21 protein-coding genes are annotated in these 21,910 nt (G+C 35.2%); 19 read left to right on the top strand and 2 right to left on the bottom strand.

The window, feature by feature from the left end:
- The first annotated feature begins 50 nt into the window (after nt 1–50).
- From ACFCYN_RS06945 to ACFCYN_RS06855, 19 genes are all read left to right on the top strand, one after another.
- Nucleotides 51–500, top strand: coding sequence for an Lrp/AsnC family transcriptional regulator (locus ACFCYN_RS06945; RefSeq protein ID WP_172446214.1), 450 nt, complete (start codon nt 51–53; stop codon nt 498–500).
- A 199-nt stretch (nt 501–699) separates the two neighbouring features.
- The gene (gene nikB / locus ACFCYN_RS06940) at nt 700–1,641 is read left to right on the top strand and encodes a nickel ABC transporter permease (protein WP_172446213.1); all 942 of its coding nucleotides are present in this window, start codon (nt 700–702) and stop codon (nt 1,639–1,641) included.
- Between the two features lie 39 nt (nt 1,642–1,680).
- A complete protein-coding gene (locus ACFCYN_RS06935; protein WP_172447723.1) occupies nt 1,681–2,568 on the top strand; it encodes an ABC transporter permease in 888 nt (295 codons plus the stop codon).
- Nucleotides 2,569–2,580: 12 nt separating this feature from the next.
- Nucleotides 2,581–4,101, top strand: a complete 1,521-nt coding sequence (locus ACFCYN_RS06930; RefSeq protein WP_375948366.1) for a glutathione ABC transporter substrate-binding protein — start codon at nt 2,581–2,583, stop codon at nt 4,099–4,101.
- Nucleotides 4,102–4,109: 8 nt separating this feature from the next.
- On the top strand, nt 4,110–5,087 hold the full coding sequence (locus ACFCYN_RS06925; protein ID WP_375948364.1) for an ABC transporter ATP-binding protein: 978 nt from the start codon (nt 4,110–4,112) through the stop codon (nt 5,085–5,087).
- Entirely contained in the window at nt 5,084–6,070 is a 987-nt protein-coding gene (locus ACFCYN_RS06920) for an ABC transporter ATP-binding protein (RefSeq protein ID WP_172446210.1), read from the top strand. The genes ACFCYN_RS06925 and ACFCYN_RS06920 overlap by 4 nt, the downstream gene beginning before the upstream one ends.
- Before the next feature lie 15 nt (nt 6,071–6,085).
- Nucleotides 6,086–7,696, top strand: a complete 1,611-nt coding sequence (gene ggt, locus ACFCYN_RS06915) for a gamma-glutamyltransferase (protein WP_375948361.1) — start codon at nt 6,086–6,088, stop codon at nt 7,694–7,696.
- 12 nt (nt 7,697–7,708) lie between these two features.
- Nucleotides 7,709–8,275: a chromate transporter gene (locus tag ACFCYN_RS06910; RefSeq protein ID WP_172446208.1), complete on the top strand. Its 567-nt coding sequence runs from the start codon at nt 7,709–7,711 to the stop codon at nt 8,273–8,275.
- Nucleotides 8,272–8,802, top strand: a complete 531-nt coding sequence (locus ACFCYN_RS06905; RefSeq protein WP_172446207.1) for a chromate transporter — start codon at nt 8,272–8,274, stop codon at nt 8,800–8,802. The genes ACFCYN_RS06910 and ACFCYN_RS06905 overlap by 4 nt, the downstream gene beginning before the upstream one ends.
- A gap of 369 nt (nt 8,803–9,171) precedes the next feature.
- Entirely contained in the window at nt 9,172–10,566 is a 1,395-nt protein-coding gene (locus ACFCYN_RS06900; protein WP_172446206.1) for a cytochrome ubiquinol oxidase subunit I, read from the top strand.
- A complete protein-coding gene (gene cydB, locus ACFCYN_RS06895) occupies nt 10,563–11,576 on the top strand; it encodes a cytochrome d ubiquinol oxidase subunit II (protein ID WP_098118668.1) in 1,014 nt (337 codons plus the stop codon). Before ACFCYN_RS06900 ends, cydB begins: the two co-directional genes overlap by 4 nt.
- Nucleotides 11,576–13,279, top strand: coding sequence for a thiol reductant ABC exporter subunit CydD (gene cydD, locus ACFCYN_RS06890; RefSeq protein WP_375948359.1), 1,704 nt, complete (start codon nt 11,576–11,578; stop codon nt 13,277–13,279). Before cydB ends, cydD begins: the two co-directional genes overlap by 1 nt.
- Before the next feature lie 10 nt (nt 13,280–13,289).
- The gene (gene cydC / locus ACFCYN_RS06885) at nt 13,290–15,026 is read left to right on the top strand and encodes a thiol reductant ABC exporter subunit CydC (protein ID WP_375948357.1); all 1,737 of its coding nucleotides are present in this window, start codon (nt 13,290–13,292) and stop codon (nt 15,024–15,026) included.
- A 214-nt stretch (nt 15,027–15,240) separates the two neighbouring features.
- Nucleotides 15,241–16,218 carry a ring-cleaving dioxygenase gene (locus ACFCYN_RS06880; protein WP_375948355.1) on the top strand — a complete coding sequence of 326 codons (978 nt, stop codon included), beginning with the start codon at nt 15,241–15,243 and terminating at the stop codon, nt 16,216–16,218.
- 356 nt (nt 16,219–16,574) lie between these two features.
- Complete coding sequence (locus tag ACFCYN_RS06875; protein WP_375948354.1) at nt 16,575–18,053, top strand: flavin monoamine oxidase family protein; 1,479 nt, start codon at nt 16,575–16,577, stop codon at nt 18,051–18,053.
- A 75-nt stretch (nt 18,054–18,128) separates the two neighbouring features.
- Entirely contained in the window at nt 18,129–18,371 is a 243-nt protein-coding gene (locus ACFCYN_RS06870; RefSeq protein WP_172446201.1) for a spore coat associated protein CotJA, read from the top strand.
- A 3-nt stretch (nt 18,372–18,374) separates the two neighbouring features.
- Complete coding sequence (locus tag ACFCYN_RS06865) at nt 18,375–18,638, top strand: spore coat protein CotJB (RefSeq protein ID WP_098170825.1); 264 nt, start codon at nt 18,375–18,377, stop codon at nt 18,636–18,638.
- Nucleotides 18,639–18,653: 15 nt separating this feature from the next.
- Nucleotides 18,654–19,223 (top strand): manganese catalase family protein, encoded by a 570-nt coding sequence (locus ACFCYN_RS06860; protein ID WP_172446200.1) that lies wholly within the window; start codon nt 18,654–18,656, stop codon nt 19,221–19,223.
- Nucleotides 19,224–19,455: 232 nt separating this feature from the next.
- Nucleotides 19,456–19,935: a carboxymuconolactone decarboxylase family protein gene (locus tag ACFCYN_RS06855; RefSeq protein ID WP_375948351.1), complete on the top strand. Its 480-nt coding sequence runs from the start codon at nt 19,456–19,458 to the stop codon at nt 19,933–19,935.
- Between the two features lie 44 nt (nt 19,936–19,979).
- On the opposite strand, the gene ACFCYN_RS06850 is transcribed toward ACFCYN_RS06855, so the two are convergent.
- Nucleotides 19,980–20,843, bottom strand: a complete 864-nt coding sequence (locus ACFCYN_RS06850) for an RNA polymerase sigma-70 factor (RefSeq protein WP_375948349.1) — start codon at nt 20,841–20,843, stop codon at nt 19,980–19,982.
- A 413-nt stretch (nt 20,844–21,256) separates the two neighbouring features.
- Nucleotides 21,257–21,889 carry a YcnI family copper-binding membrane protein gene (locus ACFCYN_RS06845; RefSeq protein ID WP_172446197.1) on the bottom strand — a complete coding sequence of 211 codons (633 nt, stop codon included), beginning with the start codon at nt 21,887–21,889 and terminating at the stop codon, nt 21,257–21,259.
- Between the last annotated feature and the right edge of the window lie 21 nt (nt 21,890–21,910).

Below are 21,910 nucleotides of genomic sequence, written 5' to 3'. Positions count from 1 at the left end.
ATATAAAAAAATAAGGAAGCGTTTTCATTCTAAGGAAAAGTGGTGAATAAATGAAATTAACTGAGGTTGATAAAAGAATTTTAGAGATGCTCACTAAAAATGGTCGGATGTCTTACGCCGATATTGGAAAAGAACTGAACTTATCAAGAGTTTCGATTCGTGAGCGTGTGAATCAATTAATAAAAAACGAGGTTATAGAGAGATTCTCGGTAGTTATTAATTCAGAAAAAGTAGGAAAAGGAGTATCTGCTTTCTTTGAGGTTGATTGTGAACCAGCTTTCTTAGTAGATGTAGCTGAAGCACTCGTAGATAATCCTGTTGTAGCTAGTTGTTATCAAATGACGGGTCCAAGTACTTTACATATGCATGTATTAGTCGATGATTTTGTCAGATTAGAGCAATTTATAAATAATGAACTATATGCTTTAGAAGGTATTACGAGAGTAGAAAGTCATATACTGTTGCGAAGATTTAAAAGTAGAAATGGACTAAAGTTATAGGTATTTTTAACCGAGAGATGTCGTATCTCTCGGTTTTTTTTACTATTTTTTGTAAAAATTCATAAAATTATAGAATATTCTGTCTACCGGGGGTATAATCAAAAATAATTAAATTTACATTGTTAGGTTATTTATCATCATTAGTTAACAAACGTATGTGATTTTAATTAATATACTTACAAATGGAGTAGGTGGAAAGATGGCAGCACTCATATTGAGAAGATTGTTCCAATTATTTTTACTTTTACTAGGTATCTCTTTTTTAGTCTTTGCTTCGATGCATTTAGCACCTGGTGATCCAGCTGCAGTCATTGGAGGACCTACAGCAACAAAGGCAGATCTTAATGCCATTAGAGAAAGCTTGGGACTGAATGATCCTTTCTTTGTCCAATATTGGCATTATTTATCAGGTGTATTACATGGGAATTTTGGATATTCATTTCAAACGAAACAGTCGGTTGCAGAGGCAATTTCAATTCGTTTTCCCAATACATTAAGTTTAGCAATCGCGAGTATGGTTGTTGCGGTAATAATCGGAGTTGTAACTGGCATTATTTCTGCACTTAAGCAAAACTCGTGGATGGATGTATCAAGTACAATTATTGCACTTGCAGGTATATCAGTACCTAACTTTTGGCTAGGGGCGATCCTAATTCTCATATTTGGGGTTAACTTACAAATATTGCCTGTTGGGGGATTAGATTCACCAATTTGGACAATAGCTGGGCTGAAGCAAATTATTTTACCAGCCATCGCGTTAGGGACAGCTTCAGCTGCTATGATTGCAAGAATGAGCCGTTCTTCTATGCTTGAAGTAATTCGAGCGGATTACATACGAACTGCTAGAGCAAAAGGTGTAAAAGAAAAATCGATTGTTTGGATTCATGCATTAAAGAATTCGATGATTCCAGTCATTACTGTAATTGGATTAAACTTCGGATTTCTTCTTGGAGGAACAATTATTACTGAACAAGTATTTGCGATTAACGGCGTTGGCAGACTGATGATTGATGCAATTGCATCTAGAGATTTTCCAATGGTTCAAGGAGCAGTATTACTAGTGGCAACTCTATTTGTAATTGTGAACTTATTCGTCGATATTTTATACGTATTTATAGATCCAAGAATTAGCTACGATTGATCAGTGAAAGGAGGAAGAGAATTGTCTACGGAAGTTGTCATTAATAATATAGGTGCAAAACAAGTTAGTTCTAAAAAGAAAGAAAAATTTATTGTTCAAACGTTTAAACGACTAGTAAAAAATCGATTAGCCGTTTTTGGATTAATTATTATTATTTTACAAATTTTAATGGCAGTGTTCGCTCCATTAATCACGATTCACGATCCAATTAAACAACATTTATCATCAACGGAGCTACCAGTATTCTCAAGTGGACATTGGTTAGGGACAGATAATTATGGACGTGATATGTGGAGTCGAATTGTCTATGGATCACGAGTATCACTTCTTGTTGGGTTTAGCGCAGTAATTCTTGGCTTAATCGGCGGAATTACAATCGGTATGCTAGCAGGATATTACTCAAAACTAGATGGCTTGCTAATGAGAATTGTCGATTTACTCTTTGCTTTCCCAGGAATACTACTAGCTATGCTAATTATAGCAATACTTGGGACTAGCCTTGTAAATGTTGCAGTTGCGATTAGTATATGGGCAATACCTTCATGTGCGAGAATCGTTCGTGGTTCTGTATTATCAATAAAAAAGCAAGAATACATACAAGCAATGAGGACTTTAGGAGCTAGTGATTTACGCATTATGGTGAAACATATTTTACCAAACTGCATGGCACCAATAATTGTTTTTGGCACAATGAAGATGGCCACGGCTATTTTAGCAACGGCATCACTTAGTTATTTAGGCCTTGGAGCTCAACCGCCAACAGCAGAATGGGGATCAATGATTTCGCAAGGGCAAGATTATATGTTTTCTTCACCACATATGACAATCGTACCGGGTATCGCGATTATGTTGATCGTTTTCTCTTTTAATGTCGTAGGTGATGGGTTAAGAGATGCTTTAGATCCAAATATGAATATAAACAATTAAGGAGATGGATATATGAAAAAGTGGATGTTTATCGTATTTAGTGCAATTCTTTTACTTGCTGGATGTTCTAGTAAAACGACTGGATCAAATAGCGCCAATGTTTCTCAAGAACTTACTTATGCTTCAACATCAGATGTAGTTGGTTTATCACCAATTTTAACAAATGACTCAGTTTCGGCTAATGTGATCAGTCAGGTTTATGAAACTTTATTTAAACGAGATCCAAAAACAATGGAAATTGAACCACTTTTAGCAGAGTCATATACAAATCCAGACAATAAAACTTGGGATATTACGCTTAAAAAAGGAATTAAGTTTCAAGATGGAACAGATTTCAACGCAGAAGCAGTAAAGTACACATTCGATAAATTCCGTGACCCAAAAACGGCTGCTCCACGTGCATCTTTATTAGAACCAATCCAATCAATTAATGTTGTTGATGATTACAAATTAGAAATTAAAACGAAATATCCATACGGACCTCTTTTAGCGGCACTTGCTCACTCAGCTGCTTCAATTGTAAGTCCAACAGCAGATAAAAATGGAGATTTAATGAAAAAACCTGTAGGTACTGGGCCATTTAAGTTTGTTAGCTGGACACCTGGTGACCAAATCGTTCTTGAAGCGAATAAAGATTATTGGAATGGTGCACCTAAACTGAAAAAAGTTACGTTTAAAGTCGTTCCTGAAGTATCTACAGCGATCTCAATGCTACAAACTGGAAAAGTACAATTTATTGATGCATTACCAGCAGAGCAAATTAAACGTCTAGAATCAATTAAAAAAGTAAAAGTTACAAAAGCAGAAGGAACTCCTGTTTATTATTTAGGATTTAATATGACAAAAGCACCAATGAATAACTTAGCATTCCGTCAAGCAGTTGCTTATGGATTAGATCGTAAAGCATATATTAATCAATTAAACGGATTAGGTATTGAAGGGAATAGTGTAATTGGTCCAAAAGTTTTCGGATATGACCAATCTGAAGAAGAAGCAGGCTATTCTTATGATGTAGAAAAAGCTAAGAAACTGATTAAAGATAATGGATTTGAAGGAAAAGAAGTAAAAATGTTAGTTCCAAACAGAGATATGTATATGAAAATGGCTGAAATTGCTCAAGCTCAAATGACTGAAATTGGCTTAAAAGTTAAGCTTGAAACGATGGAATGGGGGACGTTCCTTGATGCATCAACGAAAGGTCAATACGATGTAACGTTCTTAGGATGGGCAAATAGTACAGGAGATGGTAGTGAATTATTATATCCAAACTTCCACTCTGACAATATTGGAATATCTAACCGAATTTCATATAGTAATCCCCAGTTTGATAAGTTAGTGAATGAATCTCGTCAAACGATTGACCCAGATGTTCGAAAAGAAAAACTAAAAGAAGCGGATGATTTATTAGTAAAGGATGCTCCGGTCATCGTTATGAATCAAGGTGTAGTAACATCAGCAGTTGATCAAACGGTGAAAGGTTTAGTAATTGACCCTACTGGACAATGGTCTTTATATAACGTACACAGAGAGTAGGTAGCATGATGACGACAGAACTTCTATCTGTAAACAATTTAGTAACAACGTTTCGAACAGCTGACGGAGAAATCCCAGCTGTTCGAAATGTATCCTTTTCAGTAAACAAAAGCGAGACTTTATGTATCGTTGGAGAATCTGGTTGTGGAAAAAGCATTACATCATTATCTGTAATGGGATTATTGCCAAGTAATGGGTCAATTAAAAGTGGCTCTATTCAATTAGAAGGCACTGATTTAACTAAGCTAACAAATGATGAGCTAAGAAAAATTAGAGGTAATAAAATATCGATGATTTTTCAGGAGCCAATGACTGCTTTAAATCCTGTTATTACAATTGGGTATCAACTACGTGAGCCACTAATGATCCACCAAAAGCTTACTAAACAAGAAGCAAATAAAAGAGGTATTGAACTTTTAAAACAAGTTGGAATTCCTTATCCAGAAAAAAGAATCCATCAATATCCTCATGAATTAAGCGGCGGAATGAGACAGCGGGTTATGATTGCCATTTCATTAGCTTGTACGCCAGGACTTTTAATAGCGGATGAACCAACAACAGCACTTGATGTCACGATTCAGTCACAGATTTTAGATTTGATTCACGATTTACAAGAACAGTTGGGAATGGGTGTCATCATGGTTACACATGATATGGGAGTCGTTGCTGAAATTGCCGATAAAGTGATGGTTATGTATGCAGGAGAAAAAATTGAAGAAGGCCCTGTTGAAGAGATCTTTAATAATCCAAGTCATCCATATACAAGAGGTCTATTAAATTCTGTACCAAATGTTGATGATCCAGATTTTGAATTGGAAGCTATTCCAGGCTCGACGCCGAGCTTAAACGAACAAATAACTGGCTGCCGTTTTCATCCACGCTGTGAACATGCCCTTGGACGATGCAAAGTCGAAGTACCAAAGGAATTTAAAATAAAAAATGGGCACACGGTTAAATGTTGGTTAAGTGAGGAGGATGCACTATGACTCTAGTAAAAAGTAAGTCAACTTTATTAGAGCTTCGAAATGTAAAAAAGTATTACCCAATTCGTGGAGGATTACTTAAAAAAGTACAAGGTCATGTTAAAGCTGTCGAAGAAGTAAGCCTTTCATTATTAGAAGGCGAAAGCTTAGGAGTTGTAGGTGAATCAGGCTGTGGTAAATCTACTTTAGGTAAGACAATCTTAGGTCTTGAGGAAATTACAGATGGAAAAGTAATTTTTAGAGATACAGAAATTCAGCATTTATCGAATAAAAATCGAAATGATTTTAAGAAGCAAATGCAGATGATTTTCCAAGATCCATATGCTTCATTAAACCCGAGACAACGAATTGGCGATGCGTTAGAAGAAGTATTTGTAATTCATACTAATCTATCAAAACAAGAACGAAAAGAGAAAGTAATCGGATTGCTTCGTGAAGTAGGTTTAAATGAAGATCATTACGATCGCTATCCTCATGAATTTAGTGGTGGACAACGCCAACGTATCGGAATTGCTAGAGCGATTGCTCTAAATCCATCACTAATTATTTGTGATGAAGCAGTATCTGCACTTGACGTGTCAGTACAAGCACAAGTATTAAAGCTCTTAAAATCATTACAAGCAAAATATCAATTAACTTATTTATTTATCTCGCATGATTTAGGAGTAGTTAGATATTTCTGTGATCGAGTTTTAGTTATGTATCTAGGTAATACTGTTGAGCTAGCTCCAGTAGAAAAATTATATAAAAATCCACTACACCCTTATACAAAGGCGTTATTATCTGCGATTCCCCGTCCAAAAGTCGGAAAAAGACATGAGAAAATCCGCTTGACAGGTGAAATTCCAAATCCAGCTAATCCACCTTCTGGTTGTACATTCCGTACACGTTGTCCACTTGCGACAGACCTTTGTGGACAAAAAAAGCCAGAGTGGAAGGAAGTTGAAGAAAATCATTTTGTTGCATGTCACCATGTAGAAGCATAAAGGAGAAGATATTAAATGCAGTTTGATCATTTAAATAATCCATATTCAGCACAACGTCATACAACATTTGGAAAAAATGGAATGGTGGCAACATCCCAGCCTTTAGCAGCACAAGCAGGGCTAGATATATTGAAAAAAGGTGGTAATGCAATTGATGCTGCAATTGCTACCGCAGCCGCTTTAACGGTAGTTGAACCGACATCAAATGGAATTGGTGGCGACGCCTTTGCATTAGTTTGGGTGAAAGGGGAGCTACACGGCTTAAATGGTAGTGGGCCAGCACCAAAATCAATTTCAATTGAAAAGCTAAAAGAACAAGGAATTGAGAAAATGCCAACTCATGGAGTTATTCCTGTTACAGTACCAGGAGTTCCTGCCGCATGGGCAGCATTATCAAAACGATTTGGAAAATTACCATTAGAAGAGGTTCTTCAACCAGCAATTACCCTTGCAGAAGAAGGCTTTCCGATCTCACCAATTCTAGGGAAGTTTTGGAATATAGCTTATGAAAAGTTTAAAAAACAATTTACTACATCTGAGTTTGACGAATGGTTCAAAACATTCACTCCAAATGATCGAGCTCCGGAAATCGGGGAAATGTGGTCATCAAAATCACATGCTAAAACTTTACGAGAAATTGGAGCAACAAATGCAGAAAGCTTTTATCGTGGAGATTTAGCGGAAAAAATAGCTTCATTTATGAAAGAGCATAATGGATATTTAAGTTTAGAAGATTTAAGTGAATATAAAGTGGAATGGGTAAAACCAATCTCTACTAATTATCGCGGATATGATGTATGGGAAATCCCGCCGAATGGACAAGGTATGGTCGCGTTAATGGCATTAAATATTGCTAGAGGTTTTAATTTTTCTACAAAAGATGAAGTTGATACATATCATAAGCAAATAGAAGCTATGAAACTAGCTTTTACTGATGGAAAAGCATTCATTACCGATTCAGAACATATGAATATCGATGTCGATGAGCTATTATCTGAAGAATATGCTGCATCACGCAGAGAATTAATTGGTGAAAAAGCGATTGAACCAGAAAATTACACTCCTCCAAAAGGTGGTACTGTTTATTTAGCTACTGCTGATGGGGAAGGAAATATGGTTTCTTTTATTCAAAGTAACTATATGGGATTTGGATCAGGAATCGTCATTCCAGATACGGGTATTGCACTCCAAAACAGAGGGCACGACTTTTCGTTAATTCCAGAGCATTCAAATTCACTTAAACCAGGTAAAAGAACATATCATACGATAATTCCGGGATTTTTAACAAAAGATAGCGAAGCGGTTGGTCCATTCGGGGTAATGGGTGGATATATGCAACCACAAGGCCACGCACAAGTTGTAATGAATACAGTAGATTTTCTACTAAACCCTCAAAGTACATTAGATGCACCTAGATGGCAATGGATGGAAGGGAAAAAAGTGGTAGTTGAACCTCACTTTCCAAATCATCTTGCTCAAGCACTTGCTCGTAAAGGCCACCAAATTCAGATTGCTACGGATTGTAGCAGCTTTGGTAGAGGCCAAATTATATGGCGGAATCAACAGAACGGCGTGTTAATGGGAGGAACAGAATCTCGAACAGATGGCGCAATTGCAGTTTGGTAAAGGAATGATTCAATGTTAAATCAATGGCAACTTTTTTTAGCTTTTTTTAGAGTAGGAATGTTAGGTTACGGAGGAGGCCCATCTTCCATACCACTTATACATACAGAGGTTGTAGATAAGTATAAATGGTTAAATAAAGATGACTTTTCAGATGTATTAGCAATTGGAAATGCACTTCCTGGACCAATCGCAACAAAGCTTGCGGGATATATTGGGTGGAGAATAGGTGGGGTAGTAGGTATGCTAAATGCAGTAATCGCAACAACGCTACCGACTGTCATCCTACTTATGATTCTATTATCAACGTTAAATCATTTTAAAGGCATTGCTTGGGTACAAGGTATGTCAAAAGCGGTTGTTCCAGTAGTAGGGGTGATGTTAGCGACTTTAACATGGGATTTTGTAGAAAAATCAAGAGAATCTCTCGGTTGGAAAATTACTAGTATAATTGTAGTAGCTAGTTTTATCCTTCTCTATTTTTTAAATGTACATCCTGCAATACTAATCGGATGTTTAGTTGGATATGCCTTTTTCTCAAAAAGTAAAAATGAAAAGAAGAAGAAGGTGAAGGCATCATGATCTTTTGGAAAATATTCTTGGCATTTTTCTTACCTGGAATTTTCGGATACGGTGGTGGACCAGCCTCTATTCCTTTGATCGAGAATGAAGTTGTAGATAAATACGGATGGATGAGTTCAGTTGATTTTAGTAATGTACTTGCATTAGCCAATGCACTACCAGGTCCAATCGCAACAAAGCTGGCAGGGTATATTGGGTATGCTCAAGGAGGAGCGTTTGGAGCATTTGTTGGATTATTTGCTTCAATCGCACCATCACTTATTTTGATGATTGCATTATTAAGCATATTAATGAAGTACAAAAATTCACCTAAAGTTAAAAAAATGACTTCATTTGTTAAACCGCTAATCGCAGTATTACTTGGCATTATGGCTTTTGACTTTTTCAATGATTCATATAATGGTGTAGGTGTAACTCAAACAATCATTATTAGTGTACTTGCCTTGTTATTTTTAGAGCGTTGGAAAATTCACCCTGCATATGTAATAGGGGGAGCACTTGTATATGGTGCTATATTCTTAGCATAAGTAGTTAAACATTATTAAAGCAACAATTTATGTGATGTTGCTTTAATAATGTTTTTTTGCGTTGAGCCTTTTTAAATTTATTACCATAATGTGAAGTACCATAAAAATAGCAATTATTATAGCATGTAAAAATTATACATATCAACATTTGTGAATTCAGTCACAAAATAGACAATTTATTGACACGGATTTGACATATTAGTTTAAGTCAAAAACCCTTTTAGAAAAGTAAACTATAAGTAACAAGAGATACCGTATGTACTTCTCTAGAAATTACTTAATGAATTATTTGTGAAAAAATGTTCAAATTTTAACTCGAGCTTTATGAAATTTTTTTTGAAATATTCTTTATCTTAAGGGGGATGGACTGTGAGTGTGTTAGAACTTGCAAGATTACAATTTGGTTCCACAACGATTTTCCATTTTTTATTTGTACCACTTTCTATTGGTTTAGTATTTATGGTAGCAATTATGGAAACATTGTATGTTTTTCGAAATAACGAGACATATAAAAAGTTAACAAAATTCTTTGGGCACTTATTTTTAATTAATTTTGCTGTTGGTGTTGTTACTGGTATTATTCAAGAATTTCAATTTGGTATGAACTGGTCTGAGTATTCTCGATTTGTAGGGGATGTATTTGGAGCGCCGCTTGCAATTGAAGCATTATTAGCGTTTTTTATGGAATCTACGTTTTTAGGAATATGGATTTTTGGTTGGGAAAAACTGTCTAAAAAAATTCATTTATTGTGTATTTGGCTAGTTGCATTTGGAACTGTCATGTCTGCATTTTGGATTTTAGCAGCTAATTCATTTATGCAGGAGCCAGTTGGTTATACGATCAAAAATGGTCGTGCACAAATGAATGATTTCTTGGCAATCATTACAAATCCTCAGCTAAAAGTAGAGTTTCCTCACACGATTGCTGGCGCTTTAGCAACTGGTGCATTATTTGTAGCCGGTGTAAGTGCGTATAAAATTTTAAAGAAACAAGAGATTGCAATCTTTAAGAAAGCATTCAATCTAGCAATGGTTGTCGCTTTAATAGCAGGAATTGGCGTAGCGTTTAGCGGCCATTCTCAAGCGAAGCATTTAATGGAATCACAGCCAATGAAAATGGCTGCAAGTGAAGGGCTTTGGAAAGATAGTGGCGACCCTGCAAGCTGGATGCTCTTTGGTCTGATCGATTCGAAAAAGAAAGAAAATAAATATGAGGTAGAAGTACCATATTTATTAAGTTATCTTGCTTACGAGAAGTTTGAAGGTAAAGTACCTGGAATGAATACTTTACAAAAGCAATATGAGAAATTATATGGTCCCGGAAATTATATTCCACCGGTTAATACGACATTCTGGAGCTTTAGAATTATGGCAGGAGCAGGAATGGTCATGATTTTAATGTCGATGCTAGGATTATATTTTAGTTATCGAAAAAAATTAGAATCAAAAAATCTATTCTTAAAGGCAACGATATTACTTATTTCATTACCATTTATAGCAAATACAGCTGGATGGGTTATGACGGAAATAGGCCGTCAACCTTGGACTGTGTTCGGTTTAATGACGACAGCTGCATCCGTGTCACCTAATGTTTCAAAAGGATCACTCATTTTCTCTATCACAACTTTTACTACAATGTATGCAATTTTAGCAGCCGTTTTAGTTTACTTGTTTGTGAAAGAAATTAAAAAAGGAACACATCATGTTAAAAAAGAAGAGGTTCCTACTGTTGATCCATTTGAAAGGGAGGCGACAATTGTATGATTGGGTTAAATGAATTATGGTTTTTACTTGTTGCAGTTTTATTTATTGGCTTCTTCTTTTTAGAAGGCTTTGACTTTGGTGTAGGTATATCTACGAAGCTACTAGCTAAAAATGATACTGAAAGAAGAATATTAATAAATACAATTGGACCATTTTGGGACGCAAATGAAGTTTGGTTATTAACTGCTGGTGGAGCAATCTTTGCAGCATTTCCGAATTGGTATGCAACGATGTTCAGTGGCTACTATATTCCGTTTGTATTCGTCTTAATGGCATTGATTGGACGCGGAGTTGCTTTTGAATTTAGAGGAAAAGTTGAAAGTTTGAAATGGGCAAAAGCTTGGGATTGGGTAATTTTCTTTGGTAGTTTATTACCACCATTTTTATTCGGCGTACTATTCTCTAGTATCCTTAGAGGAATGCCAATCGATAAAAATATGAATATATCTGCTGGATTTACTGATTACGTTAATTTATTCACTGTAGTCGGCGGTATAACTGTGACGCTTTTATGTCTATTACACGGATTAATGTTTTTAACTTTAAAAACGGTTGGAGACTTAAGAGATCGCGCACGTTCTCTAGCACGTTTAGTAATCATACCAGTATTTCTATTCTTAGTTGCATTTACTGGTATGGCATTTTTTGAAACGGATATGTTTAAAGTAAAAGCGCAAATAACAGTGCCACTTATTTTATTAATCGTAGTATCTTACGTTCTTGCTACAGTCTTCATCATTAAGAAAAGAGACGGTTGGTCATTTACTATGACAGGACTTGGTATTGTACTCACTGTAGGAACTCTATTTACTTCTCTGTTCCCAAGAGTCATGATTAGTTCAATAAAAACAACTTATGACTTAACAGTTTATAATGCTTCATCAGGTCCATATTCATTAAAAGTAATGACAATTGTAGCATGTACACTATTGCCATTCGTACTAGGTTATCAAATTTGGAGTTATTATGTGTTTAGAAAAAGAGTGGATGAGAAGGATTTGACTTATTAATGGGAAGAGATCTTATTAAATACAAAGGGATAAAGAATTTATTTGTTATCTTATCTTTTTTAACAATTATACATGTAGCGACAATTATTATTCAGGCATATATGCTTTCACAAGCTATTGTCAAATTGTTCAATGGAAAAAGTAGTAGCGATATTTTATACGCTACTATTTTCTTCATCGTCGCATTTGTCTGCCGATATATAGTTTCAACAATCAAACAGAAGTGTTCAGAAAGTTTTGCAGACATTGCATCGACGGAAATAAAGATGGACGTTTTAGAGAAGCTTTTTAGACTTGGGCCTAGATATGCAAGAAAATCAGGAACAGGAAGCATTGTAACACTAATTATGGAAGGAACTACTCAACTAAAACAATATTTAGAAATCGTTCCTTTGAAAATGATTAATTTAGCCATCATCTCACCAGTAATTGTGATCTATATTTTCTTTGTTGATAAAGTTTCTGCACTTATATTAATCGTAACATTTCCAATCATTATTATTTTTATGATCTTACTTGGTTTGGCGGCTAAAAAGAAATCAGATAAACAATGGAAGATTTACCGAATTTTATCGAATCATTTTACAGATTCACTGCGCGGTCTGGAAACATTAAAATTTCTTGGATTAAGTAGAAAACATATTAAAAAAATTGAAAATGTAAGTGAAAGATACAGAGAAGCAACGATGGGAACTCTGAAAATAGCTTTTTTATCATCATTTGCGCTAGATTTATTTACTATGCTATCAATTGCTACAGTTGCCGTCTTTTTAGGTCTTCGCTTAATTGACGGAGTAATATTATTAGGTCCAGCACTTACGATATTAATCTTAGCTCCTGAATATTTCTTACCAGTTCGCGAAGTTGGTGCGGATTATCATGCTACATTAAACGGTCAAGAAGCTGGAAAAGCAATGCAGAATATATTAGATGAGCAGGAGTTTAAGGCTCAAGAAACTGCTCCCCTTTCTGAGTGGAGCCATAATAGTACAATTAAATTGCAAGACCTATCAGTAACTCCAGAGAAAGATGGTCAATCGATTTTAACAAATATAAATTTAAGAATGGATGGGTTTCAAAAGATTGGGATTGTTGGAGAGAGCGGTTCTGGTAAATCAACACTAATTGACTTAATCGGTGGATTTTTGGAGCCTTCACAAGGTACTATTCGAATTTCAGATGAAGAGGTATCGCATCTTCAATTAGCTAATTGGCATAAACAGTTAATCTATATCCCACAAAATCCGTACATTTTTTCAAAATCATTAAAAGATAATATAAGTTTTTATAAACCTAATGCAACTAACGAGGAAATTGAAGATGCAGCCACACAGGCCGGTTTAACTTCTTTAATGGAAGAACTACCGAATGGATTAGAAGAAAAGATTGGTGAAGGTGGCAGAGCGTTAAGTGGGGGACAAAGTCAACGTGTTGCACTTGCTAGAGCTTTTTTAGAAAACCGCCCTGTACTTTTATTAGATGAGCCTACTAGTCATCTTGATATTGAAACAGAGTTTGAATTAAAACAAACAATGCTTAAGTTATTTTCAAATAAATTAGTGATTTTAGCTACGCATCGCTTACATTGGATGAAAGAAATGGATCAAATTATTGTGATGAACGAAGGAAGCATAACTGAAGTTGGTTCGCACGAACAATTAATGATGAAAAAAGGTCATTATTATCGACTAATTCATAGTTAGAGGGAAAAGTATGTTAAATAAAAATGGATGGATTTTACCATATATTAAAGAAAATCGTCGTTTATTTATAGTTGTGATTTTCTTAAGTGCACTGACAATTTTTGCGGCGGCTTCACTTATGTACACTTCTGGCTATTTAATCTCAAAAGCAGCAACTAGACCTGAAAATATTTTAATGATTTATGTACCAATCGTAGCTGTAAGGACATTTGGAATTTTAAGGTCAGCATCTAAATATGTTGAAAGATTAGTCGGGCACCACACGATCTTAAAAATTTTATCTCGAATGAGAACTAGATTATTTAGCAATCTCGAACCGTATGCACTTAATATCAATTCGAAGTTTAAAACAGGAGATATTTTAGGATTGCTAGCGAATGATATTGAATATTTACAGGATATTTACTTGAAAACTATTTTTCCTGGCATTGCTGCATTATTTATCTATTTTATTTCGGTTATTGCTTTAGGTTTTTTCTCCATTCCTTTTGCACTACTGACCGCAATCGTCTCATTTGTTTTAATCGGAGTTTTACCACTTTTTTCATTATTAGTTGAAAAAGCACGGACACATCAAATAAAAAAGGAAAAGAGTCATTTATACGAAAATTTAACTGATGCTGTGATTGGTATTAGCGATTGGTTATTTAGTGGTAGGCAATCAAGCTTTATAACAAAATATAGAGAAATGGATGATTCCTTAAGAAAAATCCAAGGCAAAGAAAAAAGATTTAGAAGATGGCGAGACTTAGTTGCACAATTCGTTGTGGCAATTTTAGTGTTAATGATACTTTATTGGGCAGGTAATGAAAGTTTAGCCGGAGAAATTCCAAAAACGTTTATTGCTGCATTTGTGTTAGTGATTTTTCCTTTAACAGAAGCCTTTATTCCGTTATCGAATTCTCTTGGCAGTGTCCCATTATATTCGGATTCAGTCAATCGTTTAGATGGCATTAAAGAGGTAAAACGCGCTGAGCAATTACCTGTTTTAGAAGGGAATAGTGATGATTATAGACAAATCGAATTTAAAAATGTAAGTTTTCATTACCCTGAAAGTGAAAATATTTTAAACAATATTTCATTTGCGATTGAGCCAAATAAAAAAACAGCCTTATTAGGACCAAGTGGATCAGGTAAATCAACGATTCTTAAACTAATTGAGGGAGTAGAGACTCCTACCCAAGGAAGCGTTAAATTGAATGGAATCGAAAGTGAATCATTCGGCGACCATATTTCGAAAGTTGTCTCTGTACTAAACCAAAAGCCATATTTATTTGATACTTCAGTTTTAAATAATATTCGTTTAGGAAATCCAGTGGCAAGTGACGAAGAGGTAATAAGGGTAACGAAAATGGTTGAACTGCATGAATATATCGCATCACTTCCGGAAGGTTATCATACTTCTATGCAAGAAACTGGTGTAAGATTTTCAGGTGGAGAACGTCAAAGAATAGCATTGGCGAGAATACTCCTTCAAAATACACCAATTGTCATTTTAGATGAACCAACTGTCGGACTGGATTCAATTACAGAAAGAAAATTACTTCAAACAATCTTTAAAGTTTTAGAAGGAAAAACGGTATTATGGATTACACATCACTTAATTGGTGCAGAAATGGCTGATCAAATTCTTTTCTTAGATAAAGGAAAAATCGCAATGAATGGATCACACGATGATCTTTTCAGACACGAAACTCGATATCGCAACCTTTTTGAGTTAGATCGCCCATTTAACGTAATAGAATAGATGCAAGATAAAGGACTCTGACGAATTCGTCGGAGTCTTTTTTGTTCTTCAAAATTACAGTTTGACGGAAAATGATTTACATGATATATTTATCTCGAATTCGAGATATCTTGAATTCAAAATAAATTTTAATTAATTTTTTCAGTATTCTTCAGCTATAGATTCGCAAAATAAAAAAGTTTATATAAAAAAACTATCATTTGGAGGTATTCGTATGAACGGCTTAAAAGGTATACACCACGTAACAGCAATAACTAGCAGTGCGGAAAAAAACTATGAATTTTTTACTAATGTTTTAGGAATGCGTTTAGTAAAGAAAACAGTCAATCAAGACGATATTCAAACGTATCATTTATTCTTTGCAGACGATAAGGGTAGCGCTGGAACGGACATGACATTTTTTGACTTCCCTGGTATTCCAAAAGGAGCACATGGCACAAATGAAATTTCAAAAACATCATTCCGAGTACCAACCGATGTAGCATTAGATTATTGGGAGAAACGTTTTGATCGTTTAAATGTGAAGCACACAGGAATAAAAACAAAATTCGGTAAGAAAACACTATCGTTTGTTGATTTCGACGATCAACAATACCAATTAATTTCAGATGAACATAACAAAGGAATTGCTTCAGGCACACCGTGGCAAAAAGGCCCAATTCCATTAGAATTTGCAATAACAGGACTTGGCCCAATCTTTATCCGCGTAGCAAATTTTGCATTCTTTAAAGAAGTAATCGAAAAAGTACTTTTATTTAAAGAAATTGATAAAGAAGAATCATTCCACTTATTCGAAGTTGGCGAAGGAGGAAACGGAGCGCAAATTATTGCGGAGCATAATGAAATACTACCTCAAGCTTTCCAAGGCTTTGGTACTGTTCACCATGTGGCGTTCCGTGTAGAAGATACAAGCGTATTAAAAGAATGGATTAAACGACTAGATTCATTCCGTTTACCTAACTCTGGCTATGTAGACCGTCATTTCTTTGAATCTTTATATGCGAGAGTTGCACCACAAATTTTATTTGAGTTTGCGACAGATGGACCAGGATTTATGGGTGACGAGCCTTACGAAACACTTGGTGAGAAACTATCATTACCACCATTCTTAGAACCAAAGCGCGATGAAATTGAAGGAATGGTTCGTCAGATTGATACTGTTAGAAGTACGAAGGAATTTGTGAAGGAATAATGTTTTAGAAAGGGCACTCACTTTTTTAGTGGGTGCTTTTTTGTTTGCTGGTGACGCTATGCTACCGCGAAAGGCGAACACATTGTGTATTTTATTGATAAAGCTGTGAACTTTGTTGATATAATGGTTATTTTTGTTGATAAAGCGTCTGTTTTTGTTGATATAATCGTTAATTTTGTTGATATGAGCATAAATCATGCTTCGTTCAAGAGTATTGAGTTAAAAATCACACCTATAATTAATCAAACCGTTAAAAATTACCTAAAAAATTAATGCATAAAATGTTTTGTTATTCTAATGAAATATTTTACTGAATAAAAATCTTATGAACTAAAATATTTTTTAGGAGAGGAAACATGAATACTACACCTGATAGGCATTTATCAAAGGATGAAATGGTAAATATAATCCAAAATGGACTAGTGAAGACAAATAATCCTAGAAAGATTGTTATAGTAGGAGCGGGAATTTCAGGATTGGTAGCAGGATCTTTATTAAAGGATGCAGGGCATGAAGTAACAATCTTAGAAGCAAATGGCCGAGTGGGTGGTCGGATTTTTACGAAAAGAGCACCATTTATTAATGATCAATATTTGGAATTAGGTGCAATGCGTATTGCTTCTAACCACAAGCTTGTTCTTGAATATATTAATAAGTTTAATTTAAAAGTGAACGAATTTATAAACGGGAAATCAGAGGATATCATTTATGTAAACGGAGTAAAAACAACGCAAAAGTTATATGAAAAAAATCCAGATATTTTAGGTTATCGTGTAGAGGCTAATGAAAAAGGGGTAAATGTTGATCAGTTAATTGAAGGGTCTTTAAAATCTGTAACTGATTTTATAAATCAAAATCCTGAAGAAAATTGGAAAACGATTATTGAAAACTATGATAATCTGTCAATGGATTCATTTTTAAGATATAACCCGATCGGGACTCCGTTATCACCTGGTGCTGTTGAAAAAGTAAAAGTACTTCAAGGGATGGAGGGATTTCCTGAACTTGCCTTTACGGCTATTTTAAGAGAGTTTATCGTATTACTCTCAAAAGAAATTAAGTTTTACGAGATTACAGGTGGAAATGATCAGCTACCAAGAAAATTCTTAACTCAATTGAAAGACAATCTATTTTTCGGACAAAAGATGAATAAAATTGTACAAGAAAATAATCAGGTTACCATTCACTCTGATCATTATACAAGCCATCTTCCTTATCAAACAACTGCCGACTATGCCATTATTACTATCCCCTTTTCATTATTAAATTTCATAGAAGTATTTCCAAGAAACTCATTTTCTTATTATAAATGGAAAGCTATTCGAGAATTACACTATGTTCCTTCTACAAAAATCGGACTTCAGTTTAAAACTAGATTTTGGGAAAAAGATGGGACATTAGGCGGTAAATTAATAACAGACTTGCCAATACGTTTTGCATATTATCCTAGTAATCATAATGGACATAATGGATCAGGAATTGTTCTGGCAAGCTATACTTGGGAAGACGATGCATTGATTTGGGATAGTATGTCTGAAAATGGCCGTATAATGAATGCTTTGAAGGACTTGGCCACTATACACGGTAGTATAGTTTATACTGAATTTATAACAGGTTACACACATAGCTGGGCTCTTTATCCATACTCTGGAGGGGCTTTTTCTATGTTCAAGCCTGAACAAAATAGAGAACTGTCACCATATATCTCCACTCCTGAAGGGAAAGTACACTTTGCTGGAGAACATACATCATCTGCTCCTGCATGGATTGAAGGTGCAGTCGAATCAGGCATTCGCTCGGCATTTGAAGTCAATAATCGGACTTTCAATGAATGATAAAATTCATTTTTCGTATTTCCTTTGAATATAGTGGAGATAGTGGATGTTTTTTTATTTGAGGGAGTGATCAGTTTGAACGAAAATAACCAAGGACTTCAATTTACCCCTGTTAAAACATACGATGTTTTTCATGGCCCAAATGACCCGTGTCCACCAATCGGGAAAAGATACTTTTCAACACCTCCACATTTATATTTAGGATTTCAGCCACCAGGATTAGAGCAATTTTCATACAAAGAGGCATTAAAAAAAGGTACTTTATGGAAGGTTTTTTATGACTATTACGAAAATCCATATAAAGCTAGGAGGGATTAAAAAATGACTCAGCAACTTCCTCCAGAGTATTATCAAGATTTAGAGGAGCTTCAAGCAGTTGACTTTGTGCTTGTAGAATTAACTTTATATTTAGATACTCATCCAGATGATCAAAATGCAATCAACCAATTTAACCAATATGCCCAATATAAAAAGCAAATTGAAGCTAACTTTGAATCAAAATATGGCCCATTATATCAATTTGGTAGCAGTTTTTCAGATCAAAACTGGAACTGGCATAAAGGCCCATGGCCATGGCAGGTTTAAAAGGAGGGAGTAACAATGTGGATTTATGAAAAAAAGTTACAATATCCAGTTAAAGTAAGTACCTGTAATCCCATGCTTGCCAAATTTTTAGTTGAACAATATGGTGGAGCGGACGGAGAATTAGCAGCTGCATTAAGATACTTAAATCAACGATATACAATTCCCGATAAGGTTATTGGACTTTTGACAGATATCGGGACAGAGGAATTTGCTCATTTGGAAATGATTGCTACGATGATTTATAAGTTAACAAAAGACGCAACCCCAGACCAAATGAAAGCAGCCGGACTAGACACCCACTACGCATCACACGACAGTGCACTCTTCTACCATAACTCAGACGGTGTGCCATTCACTACGGCATATATCCAAGCAAAGGGCGATCCAATCGCAGATTTATATGAAGACATTGCAGCGGAAGAAAAAGCTAGAGCAACTTATCAATGGATCATTGATCTCTCTGACGATCCGGATTTAAATGATAGCTTAAGATTTTTAAGAGAGCGTGAGATTGTTCATTCGCAGAGATTTAGAGAAGCTGTGGAAATTTTGAAGGATGATCGACAGCAGCGGAAGATTTTTTGAATATCGACCTGTTCCTGGTATGCAGGAGCAGGTTTTTAATTTTTACATAAATAATATGTCACAAAAAAAGACCCCCAATCGTTATATATACGATTGGAAAAATAACAGAGGTAAAACCTAGCTCGAATAATACAAATTATTCCTAATGTCACAAAATGAATCACTTAGTCGTTATATATTCGAGTAGGTACTCATATTTCCGACTTAAATAAAAAAAGCGAGGTAATTAATTATGACACAACGTATTGATTATATGAAACAATCACCAGAATTCGTTAACAAAATGATGGCACTTAGCAATGAAGAGAATGAGAGTTCAATTGAAGAAGCAATTCTTCATTTAGTACACATTAGAGCATCGCAAATGAATGGATGTGGTTTTTGTACAGATATGCACGTTAAGCAAGCTAAAATGCATGGTGAGAGGGAGCTTCGTCTTTACCATATTCCTATTTGGCGCGAGTCTACATTATTCAGTCCACGTGAGCGTGCAGCATTAACATGGACGGAGATTTTGACTAAATTGCCTGAGCATGGTGTGCCTGATGATGTTTATAATGAAGTTCGTGAGCAATTTTCGGAAAAAGAATTATCTGATTTAACATTCTCGGTTATGGCAATAAATGCTTGGAATAGAATTAGTATAGCGTTTAAAGCAGTACCTGGATCAGCAGATATAGCATTTGGATTAACAAAAGCTGGACTAAAATAAAAATGACAAAAAAGCGCGTGGAATGCTCACGCGCTTTTTTAAATTCACTTTCCAAGATGTTTCAGCTTGTCTGGGTTCCTGATTATATATACATTTTGAATTAAATTATTTTCGATATGAAGCATGCCGACTGTGTGAATTCCTTCGTTGGAACGGAGAATAAGAGCGGGTTGGCCGTTAATTTGACTGATTTCAATATGTGGTACTCCGTCGACCATTGATGCTTTCCGTATCGCACCGAATAGGAATTTTGTAACGTGGTCACTTGATTTAATTGGATTCACAGCGGCGATTACTTTACCACCACCATCTGCAATAAGTACAGCATTTTGGTCTAACATTGATACGACTTGATTCAAGTTGCCGTTTTTGAGTGCGATGATAAATTTATGTGTTAATTCTTGGGAAGCAGAGTTGGAATGAATTACTTCTTCAGTACTAATTCCAATTTTTGCTTTTGCACGGCTGAATACTTTGCGACAATTTGCTTCACTTTTTTCTACTAGTTCAGCAATTTCGTAATATTCGAAGCTAAGTGCTTCACGAAGGACAAAAACGACACGTTCTGTAGGAGTTAACTTTTCAAGTAAAACGAGCATTCCGTAAGACAACTGATCGTCAAGTTCGACTGAATTCATTGAATTGTCTTCAGCATAGTAAAGGGGCTCAGGAAGCCATTCTCCGAAATATTGCTCCCGTTTCTTGCGAGCTGATTTTTGTATGTCACGACAGCGGTTTGTTACCATTTTACATAGATATGCCTTAGGTTCGCCTAGTTTGTCTGGGGAAACGTCATATAGCTTTAAAAATACATCTTGGACTACGTCTTCTGCATCTGAAACCGATCCTAACAGCTGGTATGCAAGTTTAAACAATAACTTTTTGTACTTTTCGTAAAGATCTTGCATAGTTTCACATCCATTCTATTTAAACAATTTACTATTAAGATTTTATAGATAGGGTCTCTTATATAACGAGATAGGGTAGAAGTTTGTGACAGGGATGATTCTTAAATTTATCTATAACATAAATAACATATCCTAAAATGATTTAATTATGATTTTTAATTGGCAAACGTATTGTTGTAACGAAGAGCGGTTGGTGAATTTTCGTCTATTACACAAAAACTCCACAAATTTTCTTTGTGGAGTTTTTACTATATTGAGGAATGGTTTTAAGAAATTATATATCAACGTGATTTGCCATTATATCAACCGGAATCGGCAATATATCAACGAGAAACAGCGATATATCAACGGAGTTCACAACTTTATCAATATTGTTCACATTTTGTTCGTGTTCCGCGTGCTTTATATCAAACTTATTTTTTCTTAAGAAGTGCAATCAGTAAAGCAATCACAGAAAGAACAGCTGCTCCGATTGACATTACTAATGAAGTATTACTTGAATTTGACTTCTCAGAATCAGTTTTCTTAGTTGTATCTTGTGTTGTTTTAGCTGGTGCTTCGTTTACAGTCGTGTCCTTCACGATCGTTGTAATTGAGTGTGGAGATTCTGATTTTTCGTCACCAGTCCATTCTACGATACTGCCATCTTTATAGTATTGGTATGCATCCCATGCGCCATTTACTTCTGAGTCAGGATTTTTTGCCATGAACACAAATTGTTGAAATTGTCCTGGTAAAATTCCACCATTTTGTGCAGTCCAAGTAACTGATGTGACAACTCCATTTGCATCTTTTGCTTCAGTTAAGTTCCATCCTGGAATTGCTTGGTATGAAACAAATTCAAATTTTGAAGGAACTTTAAGTGTTACTTTTGTTGTAGGTACATCTTTTTCAGTTGGTACTTTCATTGTATAAGTTTCCCATGCACCAGGTGTTGAAGTTTTTGGCATAACGACAACATGTGCACTTGCAATACCAGTAAATAGCAAAGTCATAGCGAATGCTGTGGCAATCGTTTTAGTTGCTTTTGAAATGAATTTTTTCATTATTTATGTCTCCTTTGAATG

The sequence above is a fragment of the Gottfriedia sp. NPDC056225 genome, assembly GCF_042267765.1.
Classification (GTDB): Bacteria; Bacillota; Bacilli; order Bacillales; family Bacillaceae_G; genus Gottfriedia.
The sequence above is the reverse complement of the archived record's forward strand: the minus strand, read 5'-3'. Positions and strand labels throughout refer to the sequence as shown.

What these genes read in the sequence shown, in the direction of transcription:
- cydD (WP_375948359.1), top strand. Translation starts at nt 11,576, where the DNA reads ATGGGAAGAGATCTTATTAAATACAAAGGGATAAAGAATTTATTTGTT.
- ACFCYN_RS06850 (WP_375948349.1), bottom strand. Translation starts at nt 20,843, where the DNA reads ATGCAAGATCTTTACGAAAAGTACAAAAAGTTATTGTTTAAACTTGCA.
- ACFCYN_RS06880 (WP_375948355.1), top strand. Translation starts at nt 15,241, where the DNA reads ATGAACGGCTTAAAAGGTATACACCACGTAACAGCAATAACTAGCAGT.
- ACFCYN_RS06905 (WP_172446207.1), top strand. Translation starts at nt 8,272, where the DNA reads ATGATCTTTTGGAAAATATTCTTGGCATTTTTCTTACCTGGAATTTTC.
- ACFCYN_RS06945 (WP_172446214.1), top strand. Translation starts at nt 51, where the DNA reads ATGAAATTAACTGAGGTTGATAAAAGAATTTTAGAGATGCTCACTAAA.
- nikB (WP_172446213.1), top strand. Translation starts at nt 700, where the DNA reads ATGGCAGCACTCATATTGAGAAGATTGTTCCAATTATTTTTACTTTTA.
- ACFCYN_RS06845 (WP_172446197.1), bottom strand. Translation starts at nt 21,889, where the DNA reads ATGAAAAAATTCATTTCAAAAGCAACTAAAACGATTGCCACAGCATTC.
- ACFCYN_RS06920 (WP_172446210.1), top strand. Translation starts at nt 5,084, where the DNA reads ATGACTCTAGTAAAAAGTAAGTCAACTTTATTAGAGCTTCGAAATGTA.
- cydB (WP_098118668.1), top strand. Translation starts at nt 10,563, where the DNA reads ATGATTGGGTTAAATGAATTATGGTTTTTACTTGTTGCAGTTTTATTT.
- ggt (WP_375948361.1), top strand. Translation starts at nt 6,086, where the DNA reads ATGCAGTTTGATCATTTAAATAATCCATATTCAGCACAACGTCATACA.
- ACFCYN_RS06875 (WP_375948354.1), top strand. Translation starts at nt 16,575, where the DNA reads ATGAATACTACACCTGATAGGCATTTATCAAAGGATGAAATGGTAAAT.
- ACFCYN_RS06865 (WP_098170825.1), top strand. Translation starts at nt 18,375, where the DNA reads ATGACTCAGCAACTTCCTCCAGAGTATTATCAAGATTTAGAGGAGCTT.
- ACFCYN_RS06930 (WP_375948366.1), top strand. Translation starts at nt 2,581, where the DNA reads ATGAAAAAGTGGATGTTTATCGTATTTAGTGCAATTCTTTTACTTGCT.
- ACFCYN_RS06855 (WP_375948351.1), top strand. Translation starts at nt 19,456, where the DNA reads ATGACACAACGTATTGATTATATGAAACAATCACCAGAATTCGTTAAC.
- ACFCYN_RS06925 (WP_375948364.1), top strand. Translation starts at nt 4,110, where the DNA reads ATGACGACAGAACTTCTATCTGTAAACAATTTAGTAACAACGTTTCGA.
- ACFCYN_RS06910 (WP_172446208.1), top strand. Translation starts at nt 7,709, where the DNA reads ATGTTAAATCAATGGCAACTTTTTTTAGCTTTTTTTAGAGTAGGAATG.
- ACFCYN_RS06860 (WP_172446200.1), top strand. Translation starts at nt 18,654, where the DNA reads ATGTGGATTTATGAAAAAAAGTTACAATATCCAGTTAAAGTAAGTACC.
- cydC (WP_375948357.1), top strand. Translation starts at nt 13,290, where the DNA reads ATGTTAAATAAAAATGGATGGATTTTACCATATATTAAAGAAAATCGT.